This is a genomic window from Yersinia kristensenii, from assembly GCF_900460525.1.
In the GTDB taxonomy this organism is placed as follows: domain Bacteria; phylum Pseudomonadota; class Gammaproteobacteria; order Enterobacterales; family Enterobacteriaceae; genus Yersinia; species Yersinia kristensenii.
This window is the reverse complement of record NZ_UHIY01000001.1, coordinates 2372676-2393302: the sequence shown is the minus strand read 5'-3', so window position 1 is coordinate 2393302 and position 20627 is coordinate 2372676. Positions and strand designations below refer to the sequence as shown.

Sequence of the window (20627 nt, the reverse complement as noted above, 5' to 3'; positions counted from 1 at the left end):
ACTGCGCAATGCGTATCGTTAGGTAAGGAGGTGATCCAACCGCAGGTTCCCCTACGGTTACCTTGTTACGACTTCACCCCAGTCATGAATCACAAAGTGGTAAGCGCCCTCCCGAAAGTTAAGCTACCTACTTCTTTTGCAACCCACTCCCATGGTGTGACGGGCGGTGTGTACAAGGCCCGGGAACGTATTCACCGTAGCATTCTGATCTACGATTACTAGCGATTCCGACTTCATGGAGTCGAGTTGCAGACTCCAATCCGGACTACGACAGACTTTATGTGGTCCGCTTGCTCTCGCGAGTTCGCTTCACTTTGTATCTGCCATTGTAGCACGTGTGTAGCCCTACTCGTAAGGGCCATGATGACTTGACGTCATCCCCACCTTCCTCCGGTTTGTCACCGGCAGTCTCCCTTGAGTTCCCACCATTACGTGCTGGCAACAAAGGATAAGGGTTGCGCTCGTTGCGGGACTTAACCCAACATTTCACAACACGAGCTGACGACAGCCATGCAGCACCTGTCTCACAGTTCCCGAAGGCACCTAAGCATCTCTGCTAAGTTCTGTGGATGTCAAGAGTAGGTAAGGTTCTTCGCGTTGCATCGAATTAAACCACATGCTCCACCGCTTGTGCGGGCCCCCGTCAATTCATTTGAGTTTTAACCTTGCGGCCGTACTCCCCAGGCGGTCGACTTAACGCGTTAGCTCCGGAAGCCACGCCTCAAGGGCACAACCTCCAAGTCGACATCGTTTACAGCGTGGACTACCAGGGTATCTAATCCTGTTTGCTCCCCACGCTTTCGCACCTGAGCGTCAGTCTTTGTCCAGGGGGCCGCCTTCGCCACCGGTATTCCTCCAGATCTCTACGCATTTCACCGCTACACCTGGAATTCTACCCCCCTCTACAAGACTCTAGCTTGCCAGTTTCAAATGCAGTTCCCACGTTAAGCGCGGGGATTTCACATCTGACTTAACAAACCGCCTGCGTGCGCTTTACGCCCAGTAATTCCGATTAACGCTTGCACCCTCCGTATTACCGCGGCTGCTGGCACGGAGTTAGCCGGTGCTTCTTCTGCGAGTAACGTCAATGCTCAGTGCTATTAACACTGAACCCTTCCTCCTCGCTGAAAGTGCTTTACAACCCGAAGGCCTTCTTCACACACGCGGCATGGCTGCATCAGGCTTGCGCCCATTGTGCAATATTCCCCACTGCTGCCTCCCGTAGGAGTCTGGACCGTGTCTCAGTTCCAGTGTGGCTGGTCATCCTCTCAGACCAGCTAGGGATCGTCGCCTAGGTGAGCCATTACCCCACCTACTAGCTAATCCCATCTGGGCACATCCGATGGCGTGAGGCCCGAAGGTCCCCCACTTTGCTCTTGCGAGGTCATGCGGTATTAGCTACCGTTTCCAGTAGTTATCCCCCTCCATCAGGCAGTTTCCCAGACATTACTCACCCGTCCGCCGCTCGCCGGCAAAGTAGTAAACTACTTCCCGCTGCCGCTCGACTTGCATGTGTTAGGCCTGCCGCCAGCGTTCAATCTGAGCCATGATCAAACTCTTCAATTTAAGATTTGTTTGATTTGCTATGAGTTAACATAGCGATGCTCAAAGATTACTTTCTGCAAATATGCATTCGAACCGAAGTTCAAATGTGTACTGCTTTGGTCACTCTTCAAGACTTTGATATTTCTTCTGCCTGTCGAAACAGGCTTCGATATCGTCTTGCGAGTGCCCACACAGATTGTCTGATAAATTGTTAAAGAGCAGTGCGTTAGCAACACGTGGTTGGTAACGCGAGGTGCGCATATTACGCTTTCCTCATTCAGAGTCAACACTTAATTTCGTTGAATTTCTCTGTTCTCTTCGCCGGTCACTTAACTACTTGATTCGTTGTGTGCCGTCTCGATGGATGCGCATTATAGGGAGTTCTCAGCCGCCCGCAACCGCTAATTTCAATAAAAATGACTGTTTGCTGCATTCCACAGCAAAACCCCTCTTTATACCAAGTTGTGCACAAACTTATCCACAGATTGAATCTGTGCTCAAAATTGACGAGCATCACGCAATCGTTTTCGCTACAATTCCCCGCGTCGAAAAAGAGTGACCTCGTCGGCAAAATATCGATGGCACGGGGTGATTTTTTAGAAAATGGGGTAATGAGGTACGTGATAAAGCGTATTTTAATGTTGTAGAGGGCAAATCTCTCCCTGAAAGTCATCGCCAACGGACTTTACCCCCTGTTTGGGACGTTATCTGAATCTGCTCCTTTCTCTATATAGCTATCTATATAGAAGGAGGGATTCATATAACGCTCTATTGAATGATTGTGAAGAATAACTGCGACTCCAAAGCCAAGGGATAAAACCATGCAACAACGCCGCCCAATCCGCCGTGCTCTACTCAGTGTGTCCGACAAAGCTGGTATCATCGAATTCGCCGCCGCTCTTTCTCAGCGTGGTATCGAGTTACTTTCCACCGGTGGGACTGCCCGACTGCTGGCTGATGCCGGTTTGCCTGTCACCGAAGTATCTGACTACACCGGTTTCCCGGAAATGATGGACGGACGCGTTAAGACTTTGCATCCAAAAGTACATGGCGGCATTTTAGGCCGTCGTGGCCAAGACGACGGCATCATGGCTCAACATGACATTCAGCCCATTGATATTGTCGTCGTAAACTTGTATCCGTTTGCTCAGACGGTTGCCCGACCGGATTGCTCACTGGAAGATGCGGTTGAGAATATTGATATCGGTGGCCCAACCATGGTGCGCTCTGCGGCCAAGAACCATAAAGATGTCGCGATTGTGGTTAAGAGCAGCGACTACCCTGCGATTATTGCTGAGCTGGATGAGAATGAAGGCTCACTGACTTACCCCACTCGTTTCGACCTGGCTATCAAAGCATTCGAGCACACTGCCGCTTACGACAGTATGATTGCCAACTACTTCGGCGCGCTGGTGCCACCTTATCATGGTGATACCGAGCAGCCATCAGGCCATTTCCCTCGCACTCTGAATCTTAACTATATAAAGAAACAGGATATGCGTTACGGTGAGAACAGCCACCAGCAAGCCGCCTTCTATATAGAAGAAAACGTCACAGAAGCCTCAGTGGCCACCGCCCAGCAATTGCAGGGCAAGGCGCTCTCCTACAACAACATCGCCGATACCGATGCCGCACTTGAGTGTGTGAAAGAATTCAGTGAACCGGCCTGTGTTATCGTCAAGCACGCCAACCCTTGCGGCGTGGCTATTGCTGACTCTCTGTTGTCGGCTTACGACAAAGCCTATAAAACTGACCCGACGTCAGCTTTCGGCGGCATTATTGCCTTTAACCGTGAATTAGATGCCGAAACAGCCAGCGCTATTATCAGCCGCCAATTCGTTGAAGTCATTATCGCGCCCTCCGTCAGTGCTGAAGCATTGGCGCTGTTAGCCGCTAAACAGAATGTCCGTGTTCTGACTTGTGGTCAGTGGCAAGAACGTTCTGCCGGTCTGGATTTCAAACGTGTCAATGGCGGCTTGTTAGTGCAAGACCGCGATTTAGGCATGGTGACTGCGGCGGATCTGCGTGTGGTATCCAAACGCCAACCGACCGATCAAGAGCTACGTGATGCTCTCTTCTGTTGGAAAGTGGCTAAATTCGTTAAATCAAACGCGATTGTCTATGCGCGCGACAATATGACTATCGGGATAGGCGCAGGCCAGATGAGCCGTGTATATTCCGCCAAAATAGCCGGCATAAAAGCGGCTGATGAGGGATTGGAAGTGGCGGGATCGGCCATGGCCTCTGATGCATTCTTCCCATTCCGCGATGGTATTGATGCCGCCGCCGCCGTCGGGATCACCTGTGTTATCCAACCGGGCGGTTCTATTCGTGACGATGAAGTGATTGCCGCCGCCGATGAACACGATATCGCGATGATCTTTACCGACATGCGCCATTTCCGTCATTAATTAAACCGCTTAACGGAGTCATCCAAATGAATATTTTGATTATTGGTAATGGCGGGCGCGAGCATGCGTTGGGCTGGAAAGCAGCACAGTCGCCTTTAGCAGATAAAATTTATGTTGCACCAGGTAATGCCGGTACTGCGCTGGAACCTGGTTTAGAAAATGTCGATATCGCCGCCACTGATATTGCCGGTTTACTGGCATTTGCTCAGAGCCACGATATTGGCCTAACCATTGTTGGCCCGGAAGCACCATTAGTGATTGGTGTGGTTGATGCTTTCCGCGCCGCAGGTCTGACTATCTTTGGCCCAACCCAAGCCGCCGCTCAGCTTGAAGGTTCTAAAGCTTTCACCAAAGACTTTCTGGCCCGCCACCATATTCCAACCGCGTTTTACCAGAACTTTACCGAGGTAGAACCGGCTTTAGCCTATGTGCGCAAAATTGGTGCGCCCATCGTGATTAAGGCTGATGGACTGGCTGCGGGTAAAGGCGTGATTGTTGCGATGACGCTGGAAGAGGCGGAAACCGCTGTTCATGACATGCTGGCTGGCAATGCATTTGGTGATGCCGGCCACCGTATCGTGGTGGAAGAGTTCCTCGATGGCGAAGAAGCTAGCTTTATTGTGATGGTTGATGGCGAAAACGTGTTACCGATGGCCACCAGCCAAGATCACAAACGCGTTGGCGATAATGATACCGGCCCGAATACCGGCGGCATGGGCGCTTATTCTCCTGCACCGGTGGTCACGGATGAAGTCCATCAACGGGTCATGGATCAGGTTATTTGGCCAACCGTGCGTGGTATGGCAGCGGAAGGCAATGTTTATACCGGCTTCCTTTATGCAGGCTTGATGATCTCAGCCGACGGGCAACCGAAAGTGATTGAATTCAACTGCCGCTTTGGTGACCCAGAAACTCAGCCAATAATGCTGCGTATGCGTTCTGACTTGGTTGAACTATGTTTAGCCGGTGCGCAAGGCAAATTGAATGAGAAAACGTCTGATTGGGATGAACGCCCGTCACTGGGTGTCGTCTTGGCGGCAGGGGGTTACCCGGCTGATTACCGTCAAGGTGATATTATTCATGGGCTACCACAGCAAGAAGTAGCGGAGGGAAAAGTGTTCCACGCCGGTACCAAACTGAATAGCAATAATGACGTCGTGACCAGCGGTGGCCGCGTATTGTGTGTCACGGCACTCGGTGCAACCGTCGCCCAAGCACAGCAGAACGCGTACAAATTAGCGAAAGACATTCAGTGGGAAGGTGCTTTCTGCCGTAAAGACATTGGCTATCGGGCGATTGCCCGTGAAAAATAATTGCCCGTGGGAAATAATTGTTCGCGGTAAATAAGTCTTCAAGGTTTTCAAAGGGGTACTGTTCGCGGTGCCCCTTTTCTTACAAACAGTTTTCTTACAAACAGTTTTCTTACAAGCTGCCTGATTGAGGTTCCCAACTGCAGAAATCCTGATTGGCAACCAACAGCAATTGCTGACCTTCCGGTGAATCCAACCATGCAATACCCAAAGGTTCCGCACTATTCGCACCGCGTTTGGTCAACCATGATTGCGAATTATCATCAAGGTTCGGGCGTATTGTCTTCCCGGCGCAAGTTGTCACGATGCCGTCCTGCCAACGTCCCTGGATTAACCGAATGTTGCCCACGCGCAATGCTGTGCTCAGCTCCAAAACTCGCTTAGCCTCTAACTGATAAACTGCAATATTATCCGCAGAGAGTTGCTCACGGCGTGTCGCCAGCTGGCGTTGCATAAAACTGACCTGCCCTTGCTCATCAAAACGTAATTCGACACTTTGCGGGTTATGCCCTAAATCATTGCGTCGGATTTCTCGTAATACGCCATTTTGATATTCGTAGAAGGTCACGCGGGTATTATCCCCCGAGTAGGGACTGTAGACGCTCATCAGCACTTGTGGCTGCTGCTGTGTATTATCCTGACGCCATATGCGCACCACACCGCTGTCGGCGATATAACCGCTGGCACTGAATTGGGGAGGGCCGGATTGACTGCTACAAGCACTGAGACCAAAGGCTAAACCGAGGGTCATCAGCACCCGCTGCATAAACAAAAGGGGCTTTGCCACCCCCTTGTTTATTATTTTCACTGACACACTATTAAGATTTAACAGCGTCTTTCAATGCCTTACCAGAAACAAACGCTGGCACATTAGCTGCAGCAATTTTGATTTCTTTACCGGTCTGTGGGTTGCGGCCAGTGCGCTCATTACGATGGTTTACTTTGAAAGTACCGAAACCAACCAATTGTACTGCATCACCCTCTTTCAGAGATTCGGTAATTGCAGCCAATGTGGACTCCAAAGCAGCTTTTGCTTGTACTTTAGAAAGGTCCGCTTTGTCCGCGATTACGTCAATCAGTTGAGTCTTATTCATAAGTTATCCTTACAGTGTGTTTATCGTTTGCAAAGCATCAAGTGCGACGGATATGCCGATGGACAGCACTCTCCTGCATACACGCACCGATAGCCACTTTTTTTCGCCCCCCAAATGTAGAACAGACAGGGGGCAGATGTGAAGCCTTAAGACGTGACAAATCAGGCGTTAAATCACGTTTTCTTGCCTTATTGCGTTAAATTTATGCCAATGTTGCTAACAGCCGCTTCCCGTAGGTCAGATCGTAACCCTTTGATCAGATCCAAGTCGCGCTCTTCGCAGTCAGCTAACAGGCGGAAAATCTCCCATTGAATATCCCATTCCTCTTCAATCGCAGGTAAGATTTTCAGTTCTTCATCGGTCATTTCTTTACCAGCCAAAGTCATTTCTAACATCGCAACAGTGCGGATGGACGCTTCGCTGATAGCAATAGCATGTTCCAGTGTTTCGCCACTCAAACGCGAATGAATAGCTTCACTTAATGCAATACATGCATCAATAGCTGGGTAGACGCCGTAGATAGCATAGTCATCAGCGGAAGGAATTGCCTCTTCCAGCTTCTCTAACTGGCTATCAAAATTGACCTTGGCATCTTTTACTACCAATGTTTCCCAGATAAGATCCAGAATACGTCGATAAACGGCCGGATCACCAAACTCGGTTTCCAAACAAAATTGCTGATAGTTGGGATACATCCGCTCACATAAACACGCCATGAAAGTCAGATGTTGCCAACTTTCCAGCTTCTCGAGACGTAGATGAATCGGATTGCGTATCATTATAAGTTCTCATTATTCATTATCTGCGCGGCAGTGTACCCGAAATTAAATCATATCCCTATGCTTGCCAAGCAAATCAGGATTTTTCCGCACACCACCGCTGAAATTGCGGGCGGTTTGAGGCGATAGCATCGGCCCAACGGGTCGGTTCCGGCAAACGGTAACCCGCCATACAAAGCTGCACCCATTCCAACGCACTGCCCACACTCACCCGATGACCGGGCGAAATAAACAAAGGATTACAACGCGCTTTGCTGCGCCACACCCAACCAAGCTGCTCATCGGCATCAAACAATGGCTGTAATGCACCATTATCGTTACCCAATGGCTCAAAGTGCCCACACAGGCGGCTTTTGGCAACACCAATAGTCGGAACATCAACGAGTAAGCCAAAATGGCTGGCAACCCCTAGACGACGGGGATGCGCAATACCCTGCCCATCAACAAAAACCAACTGAGGCCGTTGCTGTAACAGCTTCCAAGCGGCTAATAATGCAGGATATTCACGAAAGGAAAGTAAACCGGGGATATACGGCAATGAAGTTGCCACGCGGGCAACCTGATATTCCACCAGTTCCAACGAGGGATAATGCAAAATCGCGATAGCTGCCCGGGTGACTTCCCCCTGCTGCTCAAAACCCACGTCCGCCCCGGCAATAAAGCGCACGGAATCACTAGCAATATCATCTTGAAGACTAATTTCAGATGCCCGTTGTTGCTGTTCTGCCCGCAGCGCTTTGGTGTCTATCATCTGCTCCCCGGTCTATAAACTAATTACTTTTGGTGATAAGGCTTTGATAATGCATGGACTGCCTTAACAAAAGCACCCGCATGTTCTGGCGGGACATCCTGATGGATACCGTGGCCCAGATTAAATACATGCCCATCCCCTTGCCCAAAACTGGCCAGAATCGTGCTGACTTCTTCTTCAATACGCGCCGGGGGGGCATAAAGAACAGAAGGGTCCATATTGCCTTGTAGAGCAACTTTATCCCCCACACGGCGGCGCGCATCGGCAATATCCGTAGTCCAGTCCAGCCCCAATGCATCACAACCCGTCGCGGCCATCGCTTCTAACCATTGCCCACCGCCTTTGGTAAACAAAGTGACCGGAACCCGACGCCCGTCGTTTTCGCGGATCAGGCCATCGACGATTTTATGCATGTAATTCAAGGAGAACTCAGCATAATCGCGCCCGGTCAGCACCCCACCCCAAGTATCAAACACCATCACGGATTGTGCGCCAGCTTTGATTTGAGCATTGAGGTACAAAATGACACTGTCAGCCAATTTATCTAGCAACAAATGCAAAGTCTGTGGCTCGGCATACATCATTTTCTTCAGTTTGGTGAAAGCTTTGCTACTGCCACCCTCGACCATATAGGTCGCCAGAGTCCATGGGCTACCGGAAAAACCAATTAATGGCACCGCACCGGCTAGCTCACGGCGAATGGTTCTCACCGCGTTCATAACATAGCCCAATTCTTGTTCTGGATCGGGAATGGGCAGTTTTTCAACATCAGCCCGGCAGGTAATGGGGGATTGAAAACGCGGGCCTTCGCCGGTTTCAAAGTAGAGCCCCAACCCCATAGCATCAGGAATGGTCAGAATGTCTGAAAAAAGAATCGCCGCATCCAGCGGATAACGACGCAAGGGTTGCATCGTCACTTCACAGGCCAACTCAGCATTTTTGCACAGCGACATAAAATCCCCGGCAATAGCACGGGTGGCTTTATACTCTGGCAAATAGCGGCCTGCCTGGCGCATCATCCACACCGGAGTCACATCTACCGGCTGGCGTAGTAAAGCGCGCAGATAACGATCGTTTTTCAACTCATTCATGATAAAGCTCCCTTGATTATCTCCACGCATTGTAGCATGCCAGATAATACTTTCCTGTTGCGGCTAATGGCGGTTTTTAGCTACTCACCCGCATTGAACTGCTCTTCGCGACATAATACGACGGTATCTTCAATCAGTCGGCGTGCCACGGTGCCTGGCGGCGGCAGTAATGGCAATTGGTCATAGCGATACCAACCGGCATTCAACAGCTCTTTAGGATCGTGTTGTAGCTCACCGCTATCATACTCCGCCATAAAGGCCATCATCAGTGAATGCGGGAATGGCCACGGCTGTGACGTCACATAGCGCAGGTTTTTAATGTGGATATTACTTTCTTCCAGCACTTCGCGGGAAACCGCCTGTTCCAGCGTCTCCCCCACTTCGACAAACCCGGCCAACACAGTGTTAATACCGCCACGATGGCGAACATGTTGCGCCAATAAAATTTCATCACCACGGCGAATGGCAACAATCACGCAAGGGGCGATTTGTGGATAATAACGTTCACGGCAATGATTACACAGACAAGCCCACTCGGTGCGGCTGGCATGCATTTGATGCCCACAATAGCCACAATAGCGGTGAGATCGATAAAACTCGGCCAATTGTACGCCGCGCCCCGCCAGTTGAAACAAACCGCGATCGACATCCAGCAATTGCCGTACTGAACCCATCTCGGTGGACATCATCTGGCGAATCAGCCAAACAGCCTGCCCTTGCCATTCACCAATCTGCCGTGCGGTCGCGCCCTGTAATGACCAATTGGCTGCATTACCCTGCGGTAACTCCCCGTTTGGTAACCATAATTTGTTCTCGTGGCTGACAATCCACCAGCCACTTTCTTTACCTGTAAGTTGTAGTTCCATATCGTTGTTGCACAACCTCGACTTCACTGGCAATCTAGAATCCGGCTTGTTACATTTTTGTAACCCACTTTTACTTTTTCTTACTTACGGAGTCGATCATGCTCAACCGACTGGAAAGCCTGACTCAACGCGTTGGCGGCAGTAATGAATTAATTGATCAATGGCTTCATGCACGTAAAGAACTTTTAGTCTCGTATTGCACAGTGATCGGTATTAAGCCGCAAAAAGAAAAGCATACCCCGCTTAATGAAAAAGCGCTGGAGAACTTTTGTCATAATCTGGTGGATTATCTCTCCTCCGGACATTTCAATATCTACGACAGAATTATCAAACAGGTGGAAGGCGCATCCAGCCCGAAAATGGCTCTGACCACCAAAGTTTATCCTGCTTTGAAAAATAACACTCAAACTATCATGGCATTCCATGATCGCTATACAAACATTGAGATAGATGACGATAGCTGCACCGAGTTTCAACAAGCTTTATCTGATATCGGCGAATCACTTGATGCCCGTTTTCGGCTGGAAGATCAATTAATTCAATGGGCGGCCGAGTCGTGGCAAGCCGCCCAGCCAGTTATTCAAACAGAGCAGGTAAAATAGCCCACTGATCAGCACGGGCTTGTAGTTTTAATTCAACCTCGTATAGTAACGATTCTTGTCGGAGTGCCTAGCACCTGTTTTCTGAGGAAAACAAACGCAGGCTGAGACCGTTAATTCGGGATCCGCGGAACCTGATCGGGTTAATACCCGCGAAGGGAACAAGAGTAATTTATCGCTACAGGCCCGGCATTCCCCTGACAGGTGGCTGCCGGTCACTGGCCAACATCGTTACTCCCGCCAAGCTCCAGACAAGCAATTTTCCCCTTAACCACATTGGTAGGAATTGCTATGTCTAATAATGTCACCACTAAAAACCCATCACGCCCGCGCAAGGCACAACGTGAAGAAGCCCAGCAGTTTATTGATACCCTGCAAGGGGTTACCTTCCCTAATTCACAACGAATTTATCTGCAAGGCTCACGGCCCGATATTCAAGTTCCCATGCGCGAGATCCAACTCAGCCCAACATTGATCGGGGGCGGTAAGGACTCACCTCACTATGAAGAAAATGAAGCTATCCCGGTGTATGACACCTCCGGCCCTTATGGCGATCCCAGCGCTAAGCTGGATGTGCATGCCGGTTTACCCAAACTGCGCGAGAACTGGATAGCCGATCGTCAGGATACTGCCGCGCTCAGCTCGGTCAGTTCCGGCTTTACCCAACAGCGCTTGGCCGATGAGGGTTTGGACCATTTGCGTTTTGAGCATCTGCCGCGTCCGAAAAAAGCCCTTGCGGGCCAATGTGTGACCCAGTTGCATTACGCCCGAGCCGGTAAAATCACCCCAGAAATGGAGTTTATCGCCCTGCGGGAAAATATGGGCCGTGAACGTATTCACAGTGAAATATTACGCCAGCAGCATCCGGGGCAAACATTTGGCGCGCATCTGCCCGACAATATCACCGCAGAGTTTGTCCGACAGGAAGTCGCCGCCGGTCGAGCTATCATCCCCGCGAATATTAACCACCCCGAATCTGAGCCGATGATTATTGGCCGTAACTTTTTGGTGAAAGTGAACGCCAACATCGGCAATTCTGCCGTGACCTCCTCCATTGAGGAAGAAGTGGAAAAACTGGTGTGGTCGACCCGCTGGGGGGCTGACACCGTGATGGATTTGTCCACTGGCCGCTATATTCATGAAACCCGTGAATGGATACTGCGTAATAGCCCAGTCCCCATTGGCACTGTCCCTATCTATCAGGCGCTGGAAAAAGTGAATGGCGTGGCGGAGAACCTCACCTGGGAAATGTTCCGCGACACCTTGCTAGAACAGGCCGAACAAGGGGTTGATTACTTTACTATTCATGCCGGTGTGTTGCTGCGTTATGTGCCGATGACCGCCAAACGCCTGACCGGTATCGTCTCCCGTGGTGGGTCGATTATGGCGAAATGGTGTCTTTCCCATCATCAGGAGAATTTCCTGTATCAGCATTTCCGCGAAATCTGCCAGATCTGCGCGACTTATGATGTTTCATTATCACTGGGTGATGGCCTGCGCCCTGGCTCCATTCAGGATGCCAATGATGAAGCCCAATTCGCTGAGCTGCATACCTTGGGCGAATTGACCAAAATTGCCTGGGAATATGATGTGCAGGTGATGATTGAAGGCCCTGGGCATGTGCCAATGCAAATGATTCGCCGCAATATGACTGAAGAATTGGAGCATTGCCACGAAGCGCCATTTTATACCTTAGGCCCCTTGACCACCGACATTGCCCCCGGCTATGACCATTTCACCTCCGGCATAGGTGCGGCGATGATTGGCTGGTTTGGCTGCGCCATGCTGTGTTATGTCACGCCCAAAGAGCACCTTGGCTTACCTAATAAAGAAGATGTAAAACAAGGACTTATTACTTATAAAATTGCTGCTCATGCTGCTGATTTAGCAAAAGGCCACCCCGGTGCGCAAATCCGCGACAACGCCATGTCAAAAGCACGTTTTGAATTCCGTTGGGAAGATCAATTCAATTTGGCTCTCGACCCCGAAACCGCGCGTGCTTACCACGATGAAACCCTGCCACAAGAATCCGGCAAAGTGGCGCATTTCTGCTCCATGTGTGGGCCGAAATTCTGCTCAATGAAAATTTCGCAGGAAGTGCGCGATTATGCCGCGAAGCAAGAACTGGCAGCGTCACAAGGAACAGCAGCCCAACCTATCGAAGTTTTGCAATCCGGTATGGAGCAAATGTCAGCTGAGTTCCGCTCCCGTGGTAGTGAGTTATATATCAATAAATCACATCACGCCCCCGCCAGTCTGAAAGTGGAGGCGAATAATGAGCCCGTCTAATCATGCTTTATTTTCTGCTGAGAAAGGTTTCCCCGCCACCAAACAGCGCCTTGGTCTGTATCCGGTGGTCGATTCCGTGCTGTGGATAGAGCGCCTGCTTGCGGCAGGCGTGACCACCATCCAATTGCGTATCAAGGCGTTAGAGGATGCGCAGGTAGAACAAGATATTGCTACCGCCATTCAATTAGGTAAACGCTATCAGGCGCGGTTATTTATCAATGATTACTGGCGGTTGGCGATTAAACATGGCGCTTACGGGGTGCATCTGGGGCAGGAAGATCTGGAAACCACTGATTTGGCGGCAATTCAGCAGGCCGGATTACGGCTTGGGGTCTCCACCCACGATGAACACGAACTGGCGATAGCCAAAGCTGTCCGCCCTTCTTACATTGCAATGGGGCATATTTTCCCGACCCAAACCAAGCAGATGCCATCCTCCCCACAAGGGCTGGCGGTGCTTAAACAGATGGTCGACAACACCCCGGATTACCCGACAGTCGCTATTGGCGGCATCAGTGTTGAGCGCGTCCCCGCGGTATTAGCAACTGGCGTCGGTAGTGTGGCGGTGGTCAGCGCCATTACTCAGGCCGATAACTGGCAGCAGGTCACTGCGCAATTACTGCATCTCATTGAGGGCAAGGAGCGGGCGGATGATCAACACGCATGAGTTGAGTGATAGTGAATTCTTGCGCTACAGCCGCCAGTTATTGCTGGAAGATATTGGCCCTGAGGGCCAATTGAAACTGAAAAGTGCCAGTGTATTAGTTGTCGGTCTCGGGGGGTTGGGCTCCCCAGCAGCGCTCTATCTGGCAGCTGCCGGTGTTGGAAAATTATTATTGGCCGACGATGACCCGCTGGAACTGACAAATTTGCAGCGCCAAATCCTGTATCGCACCACGGATCTCGACCCAAAATTTTCCACTAAGCAAACTAAAGCGCGGTTAGCCCACCGTCATCTGCAAAGTCTTAACCCACTGATTGAGATTATCGCGTTGGAAACGCGGCTAGCCGACCAAGCGCTGGCTGATGCTGTCGCTGGAGTTAATTTAGTGCTCGATTGCAGTGACAATATGGAGACGCGACATCAGGTAAATGCCGCCTGTATTAAAGCACAAAAACCGCTCATTAGCGGCAGCGCAGTGGGGTTGAGCGGGCAGTTGTTAGTGATTGAACCGCCCTATTCCCAAGGTTGCTATGCTTGTCTTTATCCCGACAAAGACCTGCCCCAACGTAACTGCCGTACTGCCGGTATATTGGGGCCGGTGGTCGGTGTCATCGGCACCTTGCAAGCACTGGAGGCCATTAAAATGTTGGCCGGCCTCACTTCTCCGCTCAGTGGAAAATTGCGCCTATTTGATGGTAAGCAACAGAGTTGGAGCACCTTACAACTCACGCGGGCGAAGCACTGCCCAGCTTGCGGAGGTGGATTGTGACCACAACTCATATGCAAATTATGCTCAATGATCAGCCGCTTGAGGTAGAAATTGCTATCACCGCCGAAATGCTGCTCCAACAACTGAACCGCCACCAGCCGGGTACCGCGCTGGCGATTAATCAGGTCATCATCCCCCGCACTGATTGGGAAACATGTCAGTTGCGCGAGGGCGATAACATTTTACTATTCCAAGCCATTGCCGGAGGCTGACATGCTGAAAATCGCCGATACTACCTTTACCTCACGTTTATTGACTGGCACCGGCAAATTTGCCACGGCTGAATTGATGCTGGAAGCACTACGCGCTTCGGGTTCACAACTGATTACCATGGCGATGAAGCGGGTTGACTTGCGGGCCGGTAATGATGCCATTCTGGCCCCGTTGCGCCAGTTGGGGGTGCGCTTACTGCCGAACACATCCGGCGCGAAAACCGCCGAAGAAGCGGTGTTTGCCGCCCGCCTGGCTCGCGAAGCACTGGGCACCCACTGGGTAAAACTGGAAATTCATCCCGATGTGAAGTATTTACTGCCCGACCCAATAGAAACCCTGAAAGCCGCTGAAATACTGGTGAAAGAAGGATTTGTGGTTTTACCTTACTGCGGCGCGGACCCGGTATTATGCAAACGGCTGGAAGAAGTCGGCTGTGCGGCGGTTATGCCATTGGGTGCGCCTATTGGTTCCAATCTAGGATTACGCACCCGCGACTTTCTGCAAATCATTATCGAACAGGCCAAAGTTCCGGTGGTGGTTGATGCCGGGATTGGTGCACCGAGTCATGCACTTGAGGCCATAGAACTCGGCGCAGATGCTGTTCTGGTGAATACTGCAATAGCTGTTGCTCACTCACCCGTGCAAATGGCTCATGCATTTCGCTTAGCGGTGGAGTCTGGCGAGTTGGCGCGTCAGGCGGGGCTGGGTAATCGACAGTTTGACAAGGCCATTGCCACCAGCCCGCTGACCGGATTCCTTAGCCAGCTTGAGGAAGAAAATCATGTCTGAAGACTTCAATCAGCGCTGGCAGCAATTGGATTGGGATGATATTTCTCTGCGCATCAACAGCAAAACCGCCGCAGATGTTGAGCGAGCGATTAATGCTGCTAAACCGAATCGTAATGATTTAATGGCACTTATTTCTCCCGCCGCACTGGCTTTTCTGGAGCCGATGGCACAGAAAGCCCGACAACTGACTCGCCAGCGCTTTGGCAATACGGTCAGTTTTTATGTGCCGCTCTACCTTTCTAATCTGTGCGCCAATGATTGTACTTATTGTGGTTTTTCAATGAGTAATCGCATCAAACGCAAGACATTGAACAAAACTGAAATCATCCGCGAGTGTGCCGCTATCAAGGCACTGGGTTTCGAGCATTTGCTACTGGTCACTGGTGAGCACCAGGCAAAAGTGGGAATGGATTATTTCCGACGTCATTTGCCGACTATCCGCAGCCAATTCAGCTCGCTGATGATGGAAGTTCAGCCATTAGCAGAAGAAGAATATGCAGAGCTCAAAACACTGGGATTGGATGGCGTGATGGTTTATCAAGAAACCTATCATCCAGCAACTTATCAGCGCCATCACTTGCGCGGCCATAAACAGGATTTTCACTGGCGACTGGCAACGCCTGATCGTCTGGGCCGTGCCGGGATCGATAAGATCGGATTAGGTGCTTTGATTGGCTTGTCGAACAGTTGGCGCACTGACTGCTACATGCTGGCAGAACATCTGTTTTATTTGCAACAAACTTACTGGCAGAGCCGCTATTCCATCTCGTTTCCGCGGTTACGGCCATGTGCCGGAGGAATTGAACCTGCCTCTCTGATGAGCGAGTCACAATTGCTGCAATTGATTTGTGCTTTCCGTCTGTTTGCACCGAATGTGGAACTGTCGCTCTCGACCCGTGAATCGCCTTTCTTCCGCGATAATGTCATTCCGCTGGCAATAAATAATGTCAGCGCCGGTTCGAAAACTCAGCCGGGCGGATATGCCGATGACCATCCAGAGCTTGAGCAATTTGCCCCGCATGATAATCGCACTCCAGCACAGGTCGCTCAAGCATTGACGCTGGCTGGGTTACAGCCGGTGTGGAAAGATTGGGATAATCATTTCGGGCGTTCTCTTCAATAAACTCCTCTTTTCATCCTGAAAAATAAGCAAAAAAAACCGCCCCGAAAGGAGCGGTTTTGACTTTGGTGGCGAACAAAGAGATTAGCCTTTGTTGTTACCAAAACCGGCGTTGAGCAATTCAGCCAGGTTAGCAGTCGCTTCATCCGCGCTGACTTGCGGAACCACTGGTGCTTCACCCTGTGCTTTACGGCGCATACGATCCTGATGATAAGCGTAACCGGTACCGGCTGGGATCAGACGGCCCACGATGACGTTTTCTTTCAGGCCACGCAGTTCATCACGTTTACCGGCAACTGCCGCTTCAGTAAGAACGCGCGTGGTTTCCTGGAACGAAGCCGCAGAGATAAAGGACTCGGTCGCCAAGGATGCCTTGGTGATACCCAGCAGGTCACGTGTAAACGTAGCCTCGATTTTGCCTTCAGCTGCCAGCTTACGGTTAGCGATTTTAACGCGAGACATTTCTGCCTGCTCGCCTTCCAGGAAGTCAGTGCTACCTGAGTCAACGATGGTGCCTTTACGCAACATCTGACGAACGATAACTTCGATGTGTTTATCGTTAATCTTAACGCCTTGCAGACGGTAAACTTCCTGCACTTCGTTGGTGATGTAACGGGTAACCGCGTGAACGCCACGCAGACGCAGAATGTCATGTGGAGATTCTGGGCCGTCGGATACCACGTCACCGCGTTCTACAATTTCACCTTCGAACACGTTGAGCTGACGCCATTTCGGAATCATCTCTTCGTATGCATCGCTACCATCTAACGGTGAAATCACCAGACGACGCTTGCCTTTGGTCTCTTTACCGAACGAGATGATCCCGCTGATTTCAGCCAGGATTGCAGGCTCTTTCGGACGACGTGCTTCGAACAAGTCAGCAACACGTGGCAGACCACCGGTAATATCCTTGGTACCGCTTGATTCCTGCGGAATACGCGCCAGGGTATCACCCGCACCAATTTGAATACCGTCTTCCAGCTGAACAATCGCTTTACCTGGCAGGAAGTATTGAGCAGGCATATCAGTACCTGGGATCAATACATCGTCGCCTTTGGCATCAACGATTTTCAGTGCCGGACGCAGGTCTTTACCGCTACCGGTACGCTCTGCGCTGTCCAGTACTACCAGAGAAGACAAACCAGTCAGTTCGTCGGTCTGGCGGGTAATGGTCTGGCCGTCAACCATGTCCGCGAAGCGGATGAAACCGCTCACTTCGGTGACAACTGGCATGATGTGCGGATCCCAGTTAGCAACGGTTTCGCCGCCCTGGACTTCTGCGCCATCGCCTTTAGCCATTACCGCACCGTAAGGCACTTTGTAGCTTTCTTTAGTACGGCCGAATTCGTCGATCAGCTTCAGCTCAGTATTACGAGAAGTAATCACCAGCTTGCCCGCTGCATTGGTAACGAACTTGACGTTGCTTAGTTTCAAGCTGCCTTTGTTCTTAACCTGAATGCTAGACTCTGCTGCCGCACGAGATGCCGCACCACCGATGTGGAACGTACGCATCGTAAGCTGGGTACCCGGCTCACCGATGGACTGTGCTGCAATAACACCGACCGCTTCACCTTTGTTGATGATGTGACCACGTGCCAGGTCGCGACCATAGCAGTTTGCACACACACCAAAGTCAGTTTCACAGCTTACTACTGAACGAACTTTAACGCTGTCGACGGAGTTTTCTTCTAACAGATCACACCATTTTTCGTCCAACAGGGTGTTACGCGGAACCAGAATATCAGCCGTACCCGGCTTGATAACTTCTTCAGCGGTCACTCGACCCAGAACGCGGTCACGCAGTGGCTCTTTAACATCACCACCTTCGATAACCGGGGTCATCACGATACCGTTATGGGTACCACAATCGTCTTCGGTTACGACCAGATCCTGTGCCACGTCAACCAAACGACGGGTCAGGTAACCGGAGTTCGCAGTTTTCAATGCGGTATCCGCCAAACCTTTACGCGCACCGTGGGTTGAGATGAAGTACTGAAGTACGTTCAAACCTTCACGGAAGTTCGCGGTGATTGGCGTTTCAATGATCGAACCATCTGGCTTAGCCATCAGGCCACGCATCCCTGCCAGCTGACGAATCTGTGCAGCAGAACCACGCGCACCGGAGTCGGCCATCATAAAGATGCTGTTGAATGACACTTGCTGTTCGACAACGCCGTCACGGTTGACAACATCTTCTACTGACAAGTTATCCATCATCGCCTTAGCAACACGTTCGTTAGCCGCGGCCCAGATATCGATCACTTTGTTATAACGTTCGCCTGCTGTTACCAGACCGGATTGGAACTGCTCCTGGATCTCGGCAACTTCAGTTTCAGCTTCTTCGATGATCCCTGCTTTCGCTTCTGGGATAACCATGTCATCGATACCTACAGAGGCACCTGAACGGGCTGCGTAAGCAAAACCGGTGTACATGATCTGGTCAGCAAAGATAACCGTTGGCTTCAAGCCCAAGATGCGGTAACAAGTGTTCAGCATCTTGGAGATAGCTTTTTTACCCAGCGGCTGGTTCACGATAGAGTAAGGCAAGCCTTGTGGGACGATCATCCACAAAATAGCACGGCCTACTGTGGTATCAATGATGCTGGTACGCGTAATGCTTTCGCCTTCGGTATTACGAATTTCTTCAGTAATACGCACTTTTACGCGGGCATGCAGAGATGCCAGACCAGCGCGATAAATACGCTCAGCTTCTTTCGGGCCAGTCAGTACCATGCCTTCGCCTTTGGCGTTAACACAGTCACGGGTCATATAATACAAGCCCAATACAACGTCCTGAGAAGGAACGATGATTGGCTCGCCGTTCGCTGGTGACAGGATGTTGTTGGTAGACATCATCAACGCACGCGCTTCTAACTGAGCTTCCAGTGTCAGCGGTACGTGAACAGCCATTTGGTCACCATCGAAGTCGGCGTTATATGCCGCACAAACCAGTGGATGCAACTGGATGGCTTTACCTTCGATCAGAACCGGTTCAAACGCCTGGATACCCAAGCGGTGAAGGGTTGGTGCACGGTTCAGCAGTACTGGGTGTTCGCGGATAACTTCATCCAAGATATCCCAAACAACGGCTTCTTCACGCTCAACCATCTTCTTAGCAGCTTTAATGGTGGTAGCAAGACCACGCAATTCTAGCTTGCCGTAGATGAACGGCTTGAACAGCTCAAGAGCCATTTTCTTTGGCAGACCGCACTGATGCAGACGCAGGTATGGACCAACGGTGATTACCGAACGACCAGAGTAGTCAACTCGTTTACCCAGCAAGTTCTGACGGAAACGACCTTGCTTACCTTTGATCATGTCAGCCAGTGACTTCAACGGACGCTTGTTAGAGCCGGTAATCGCACGACCACGACGGCCGTTATCCAGCAATGCATCCACTGCTTCTTGCAGCATACGCTTTTCGTTGCGCACGATGATGTCAGGAGCAGCCAAGTCCAGCAGGCGTTTCAGACGGTTGTTACGGTTGATCACACGACGATACAAATCGTTCAGATCAGAAGTCGCAAAACGACCACCATCCAACGGTACCAATGGACGCAAGTCTGGCGGCAACACAGGCAACACAGTCAGGATCATCCACTCTGGCTTGTTGCCAGACTGTACGAACGCTTCCAGCAGCTTGATACGCTTGGTCAGCTTCTTACGCTTGGTTTCAGAATTTGTTTCGTTCAATTCTTCACGCAGGATCTCGCACTCAGCTTCCAGATCCATGTTTTTCAACAGGGCCTGAATAGCTTCGGCGCCCATTTTCGCGTCGAACTCATCACCAAACTCTTCCAACGCGTCCAGATACTGCTCTTCAGTCAGGATCTGACGACGTTCCAGGTTGGTCATACCGCCTTCAATAACCACATAGGATTCGAAGTACAGTACACGTTCGATGTCACGTAATGGCATATCCAGCAGTAAACCGATGCGAGATGGCAACGATTTCAGGAACCAGATGTGCGCAGTTGGAGAAGCTAGCTCGATGTGACCCATACGCTCACGGCGTACTTTGGTTTGAGTCACTTCAACGCCGCATTTCTCACAAATAACACCGCGGTGTTTCAAACGCTTGTACTTACCGCACAGGCATTCGTAATCTTTTACTGGGCCAAAGATACGGGCGCAGAAAAGGCCGTCACGTTCTGGTTTGAACGTACGGTAGTTAATGGTTTCCGGCTTTTTAACTTCGCCGAACGACCATGAACGGATCATGTCTGGCGATGCCAGAGCAATTTTGATCGCATCAAACTCTTCGGTCTTAGTTTGCGCTTTCAGAAACTTTAATAAGTCTTTCACGGATTGGCTCCTGTCGGAGTTAGACCTGATAG

17 protein-coding genes, 1 rRNA gene and 1 riboswitch are annotated in these 20627 nt (G+C 50.8%); of the genes, 9 read left to right on the top strand and 9 right to left on the bottom strand.

The window, feature by feature from the left end:
* Window positions 1-23: 23 nt before the first annotated feature.
* Both DX162_RS10965 and DX162_RS22290 read right to left on the bottom strand, forming a co-directional pair.
* Window positions 24-1566 (bottom strand): 16S ribosomal RNA (locus DX162_RS10965).
* A gap of 99 nt (window positions 1567-1665) precedes the next feature.
* Window positions 1666-1806: a hypothetical protein gene (locus tag DX162_RS22290; RefSeq protein WP_162472779.1), complete on the bottom strand. Its 141-nt coding sequence runs from the start codon at window positions 1804-1806 to the stop codon at window positions 1666-1668.
* A 560-nt stretch (window positions 1807-2366) separates the two neighbouring features.
* On the opposite strand from DX162_RS22290, the gene purH reads away from it, so the two are divergent.
* Window positions 2367-3956, top strand: a complete 1590-nt coding sequence (purH, locus tag DX162_RS10950) for a bifunctional phosphoribosylaminoimidazolecarboxamide formyltransferase/IMP cyclohydrolase (RefSeq protein ID WP_004393605.1) — start codon at window positions 2367-2369, stop codon at window positions 3954-3956.
* A gap of 26 nt (window positions 3957-3982) precedes the next feature.
* Window positions 3983-5269 carry a phosphoribosylamine--glycine ligase gene (purD, locus tag DX162_RS10945; RefSeq protein WP_004393604.1) on the top strand — a complete coding sequence of 429 codons (1287 nt, stop codon included), beginning with the start codon at window positions 3983-3985 and terminating at the stop codon, window positions 5267-5269.
* Window positions 5270-5378: 109 nt separating this feature from the next.
* Here purD and DX162_RS10940 read toward each other — a convergent pair whose 3' ends face one another.
* The 6 genes from DX162_RS10940 to nudC form a co-directional block, all read right to left on the bottom strand.
* Window positions 5379-6032, bottom strand: coding sequence for a DUF1481 domain-containing protein (locus tag DX162_RS10940; protein ID WP_004393602.1), 654 nt, complete (start codon window positions 6030-6032; stop codon window positions 5379-5381).
* A gap of 52 nt (window positions 6033-6084) precedes the next feature.
* On the bottom strand, window positions 6085-6360 hold the full coding sequence (hupA, locus tag DX162_RS10935; protein ID WP_004393601.1) for a nucleoid-associated protein HU-alpha: 276 nt from the start codon (window positions 6358-6360) through the stop codon (window positions 6085-6087).
* 188 nt (window positions 6361-6548) lie between these two features.
* Window positions 6549-7139 (bottom strand): YjaG family protein, encoded by a 591-nt coding sequence (locus DX162_RS10930; RefSeq protein ID WP_038638459.1) that lies wholly within the window; start codon window positions 7137-7139, stop codon window positions 6549-6551.
* A 76-nt stretch (window positions 7140-7215) separates the two neighbouring features.
* A complete protein-coding gene (nfi, locus tag DX162_RS10925) occupies window positions 7216-7890 on the bottom strand; it encodes a deoxyribonuclease V (protein WP_004393599.1) in 675 nt (224 codons plus the stop codon).
* A gap of 23 nt (window positions 7891-7913) precedes the next feature.
* Window positions 7914-8981, bottom strand: coding sequence for a uroporphyrinogen decarboxylase (gene hemE / locus DX162_RS10920; RefSeq protein WP_032821296.1), 1068 nt, complete (start codon window positions 8979-8981; stop codon window positions 7914-7916).
* A gap of 80 nt (window positions 8982-9061) precedes the next feature.
* Window positions 9062-9847, bottom strand: a complete 786-nt coding sequence (gene nudC / locus DX162_RS10915; RefSeq protein WP_004393597.1) for an NAD(+) diphosphatase — start codon at window positions 9845-9847, stop codon at window positions 9062-9064.
* 98 nt (window positions 9848-9945) lie between these two features.
* On the opposite strand from nudC, the gene DX162_RS10910 reads away from it, so the two are divergent.
* The 7 genes from DX162_RS10910 (at window position 9946) to thiH (ending at window position 16293) form a co-directional block, all read left to right on the top strand.
* Window positions 9946-10449: an Rsd/AlgQ family anti-sigma factor gene (locus DX162_RS10910; RefSeq protein WP_004393596.1), complete on the top strand. Its 504-nt coding sequence runs from the start codon at window positions 9946-9948 to the stop codon at window positions 10447-10449.
* Between the two features lie 49 nt (window positions 10450-10498).
* Window positions 10499-10624: riboswitch (TPP riboswitch) on the top strand.
* Window positions 10625-10737: 113 nt separating this feature from the next.
* Entirely contained in the window at window positions 10738-12735 is a 1998-nt protein-coding gene (thiC, locus tag DX162_RS10905) for a phosphomethylpyrimidine synthase ThiC (protein ID WP_032821183.1), read from the top strand.
* On the top strand, window positions 12722-13402 hold the full coding sequence (gene thiE / locus DX162_RS10900) for a thiamine phosphate synthase (protein WP_032821182.1): 681 nt from the start codon (window positions 12722-12724) through the stop codon (window positions 13400-13402). Before thiC ends, thiE begins: the two co-directional genes overlap by 14 nt.
* Window positions 13386-14168 carry a HesA/MoeB/ThiF family protein gene (locus DX162_RS10895; protein WP_032821181.1) on the top strand — a complete coding sequence of 261 codons (783 nt, stop codon included), beginning with the start codon at window positions 13386-13388 and terminating at the stop codon, window positions 14166-14168. Before thiE ends, DX162_RS10895 begins: the two co-directional genes overlap by 17 nt.
* A gap of 20 nt (window positions 14169-14188) precedes the next feature.
* A complete protein-coding gene (gene thiS / locus DX162_RS10890) occupies window positions 14189-14380 on the top strand; it encodes a sulfur carrier protein ThiS (protein ID WP_172460442.1) in 192 nt (63 codons plus the stop codon).
* A 1-nt stretch (window position 14381) separates the two neighbouring features.
* On the top strand, window positions 14382-15170 hold the full coding sequence (locus DX162_RS10885) for a thiazole synthase (protein ID WP_004393391.1): 789 nt from the start codon (window positions 14382-14384) through the stop codon (window positions 15168-15170).
* Window positions 15163-16293 carry a 2-iminoacetate synthase ThiH gene (gene thiH, locus DX162_RS10880; RefSeq protein ID WP_032821179.1) on the top strand — a complete coding sequence of 377 codons (1131 nt, stop codon included), beginning with the start codon at window positions 15163-15165 and terminating at the stop codon, window positions 16291-16293. The genes DX162_RS10885 and thiH overlap by 8 nt, the downstream gene beginning before the upstream one ends.
* 81 nt (window positions 16294-16374) lie before the next feature.
* Here the strand turns inward: thiH and rpoC are convergent, their stop codons facing one another.
* Window positions 16375-20595 carry a DNA-directed RNA polymerase subunit beta' gene (gene rpoC, locus DX162_RS10875; RefSeq protein WP_004393389.1) on the bottom strand — a complete coding sequence of 1407 codons (4221 nt, stop codon included), beginning with the start codon at window positions 20593-20595 and terminating at the stop codon, window positions 16375-16377.
* Between the last annotated feature and the right edge of the window lie 32 nt (window positions 20596-20627).

Excerpts from the sequence above, each read along its gene's own strand:
- DX162_RS22290 (WP_162472779.1), bottom strand. The coding sequence starts at position 1,806 with ATGCGCACCTCGCGTTACCAACCACGTGTTGCTAACGCACTGCTCTTT.
- purH (WP_004393605.1), top strand. The coding sequence starts at position 2,367 with ATGCAACAACGCCGCCCAATCCGCCGTGCTCTACTCAGTGTGTCCGAC.
- purD (WP_004393604.1), top strand. The coding sequence starts at position 3,983 with ATGAATATTTTGATTATTGGTAATGGCGGGCGCGAGCATGCGTTGGGC.
- DX162_RS10940 (WP_004393602.1), bottom strand. The coding sequence starts at position 6,032 with ATGCAGCGGGTGCTGATGACCCTCGGTTTAGCCTTTGGTCTCAGTGCT.
- hupA (WP_004393601.1), bottom strand. The coding sequence starts at position 6,360 with ATGAATAAGACTCAACTGATTGACGTAATCGCGGACAAAGCGGACCTT.
- DX162_RS10930 (WP_038638459.1), bottom strand. The coding sequence starts at position 7,139 with ATGATACGCAATCCGATTCATCTACGTCTCGAGAAGCTGGAAAGTTGG.
- nfi (WP_004393599.1), bottom strand. The coding sequence starts at position 7,890 with ATGATAGACACCAAAGCGCTGCGGGCAGAACAGCAACAACGGGCATCT.
- hemE (WP_032821296.1), bottom strand. The coding sequence starts at position 8,981 with ATGAATGAGTTGAAAAACGATCGTTATCTGCGCGCTTTACTACGCCAG.
- nudC (WP_004393597.1), bottom strand. The coding sequence starts at position 9,847 with ATGGAACTACAACTTACAGGTAAAGAAAGTGGCTGGTGGATTGTCAGC.
- DX162_RS10910 (WP_004393596.1), top strand. The coding sequence starts at position 9,946 with ATGCTCAACCGACTGGAAAGCCTGACTCAACGCGTTGGCGGCAGTAAT.
- thiC (WP_032821183.1), top strand. The coding sequence starts at position 10,738 with ATGTCTAATAATGTCACCACTAAAAACCCATCACGCCCGCGCAAGGCA.
- thiE (WP_032821182.1), top strand. The coding sequence starts at position 12,722 with ATGAGCCCGTCTAATCATGCTTTATTTTCTGCTGAGAAAGGTTTCCCC.
- DX162_RS10895 (WP_032821181.1), top strand. The coding sequence starts at position 13,386 with ATGATCAACACGCATGAGTTGAGTGATAGTGAATTCTTGCGCTACAGC.
- thiS (WP_172460442.1), top strand. The coding sequence starts at position 14,189 with ATGCTCAATGATCAGCCGCTTGAGGTAGAAATTGCTATCACCGCCGAA.
- DX162_RS10885 (WP_004393391.1), top strand. The coding sequence starts at position 14,382 with ATGCTGAAAATCGCCGATACTACCTTTACCTCACGTTTATTGACTGGC.
- thiH (WP_032821179.1), top strand. The coding sequence starts at position 15,163 with ATGTCTGAAGACTTCAATCAGCGCTGGCAGCAATTGGATTGGGATGAT.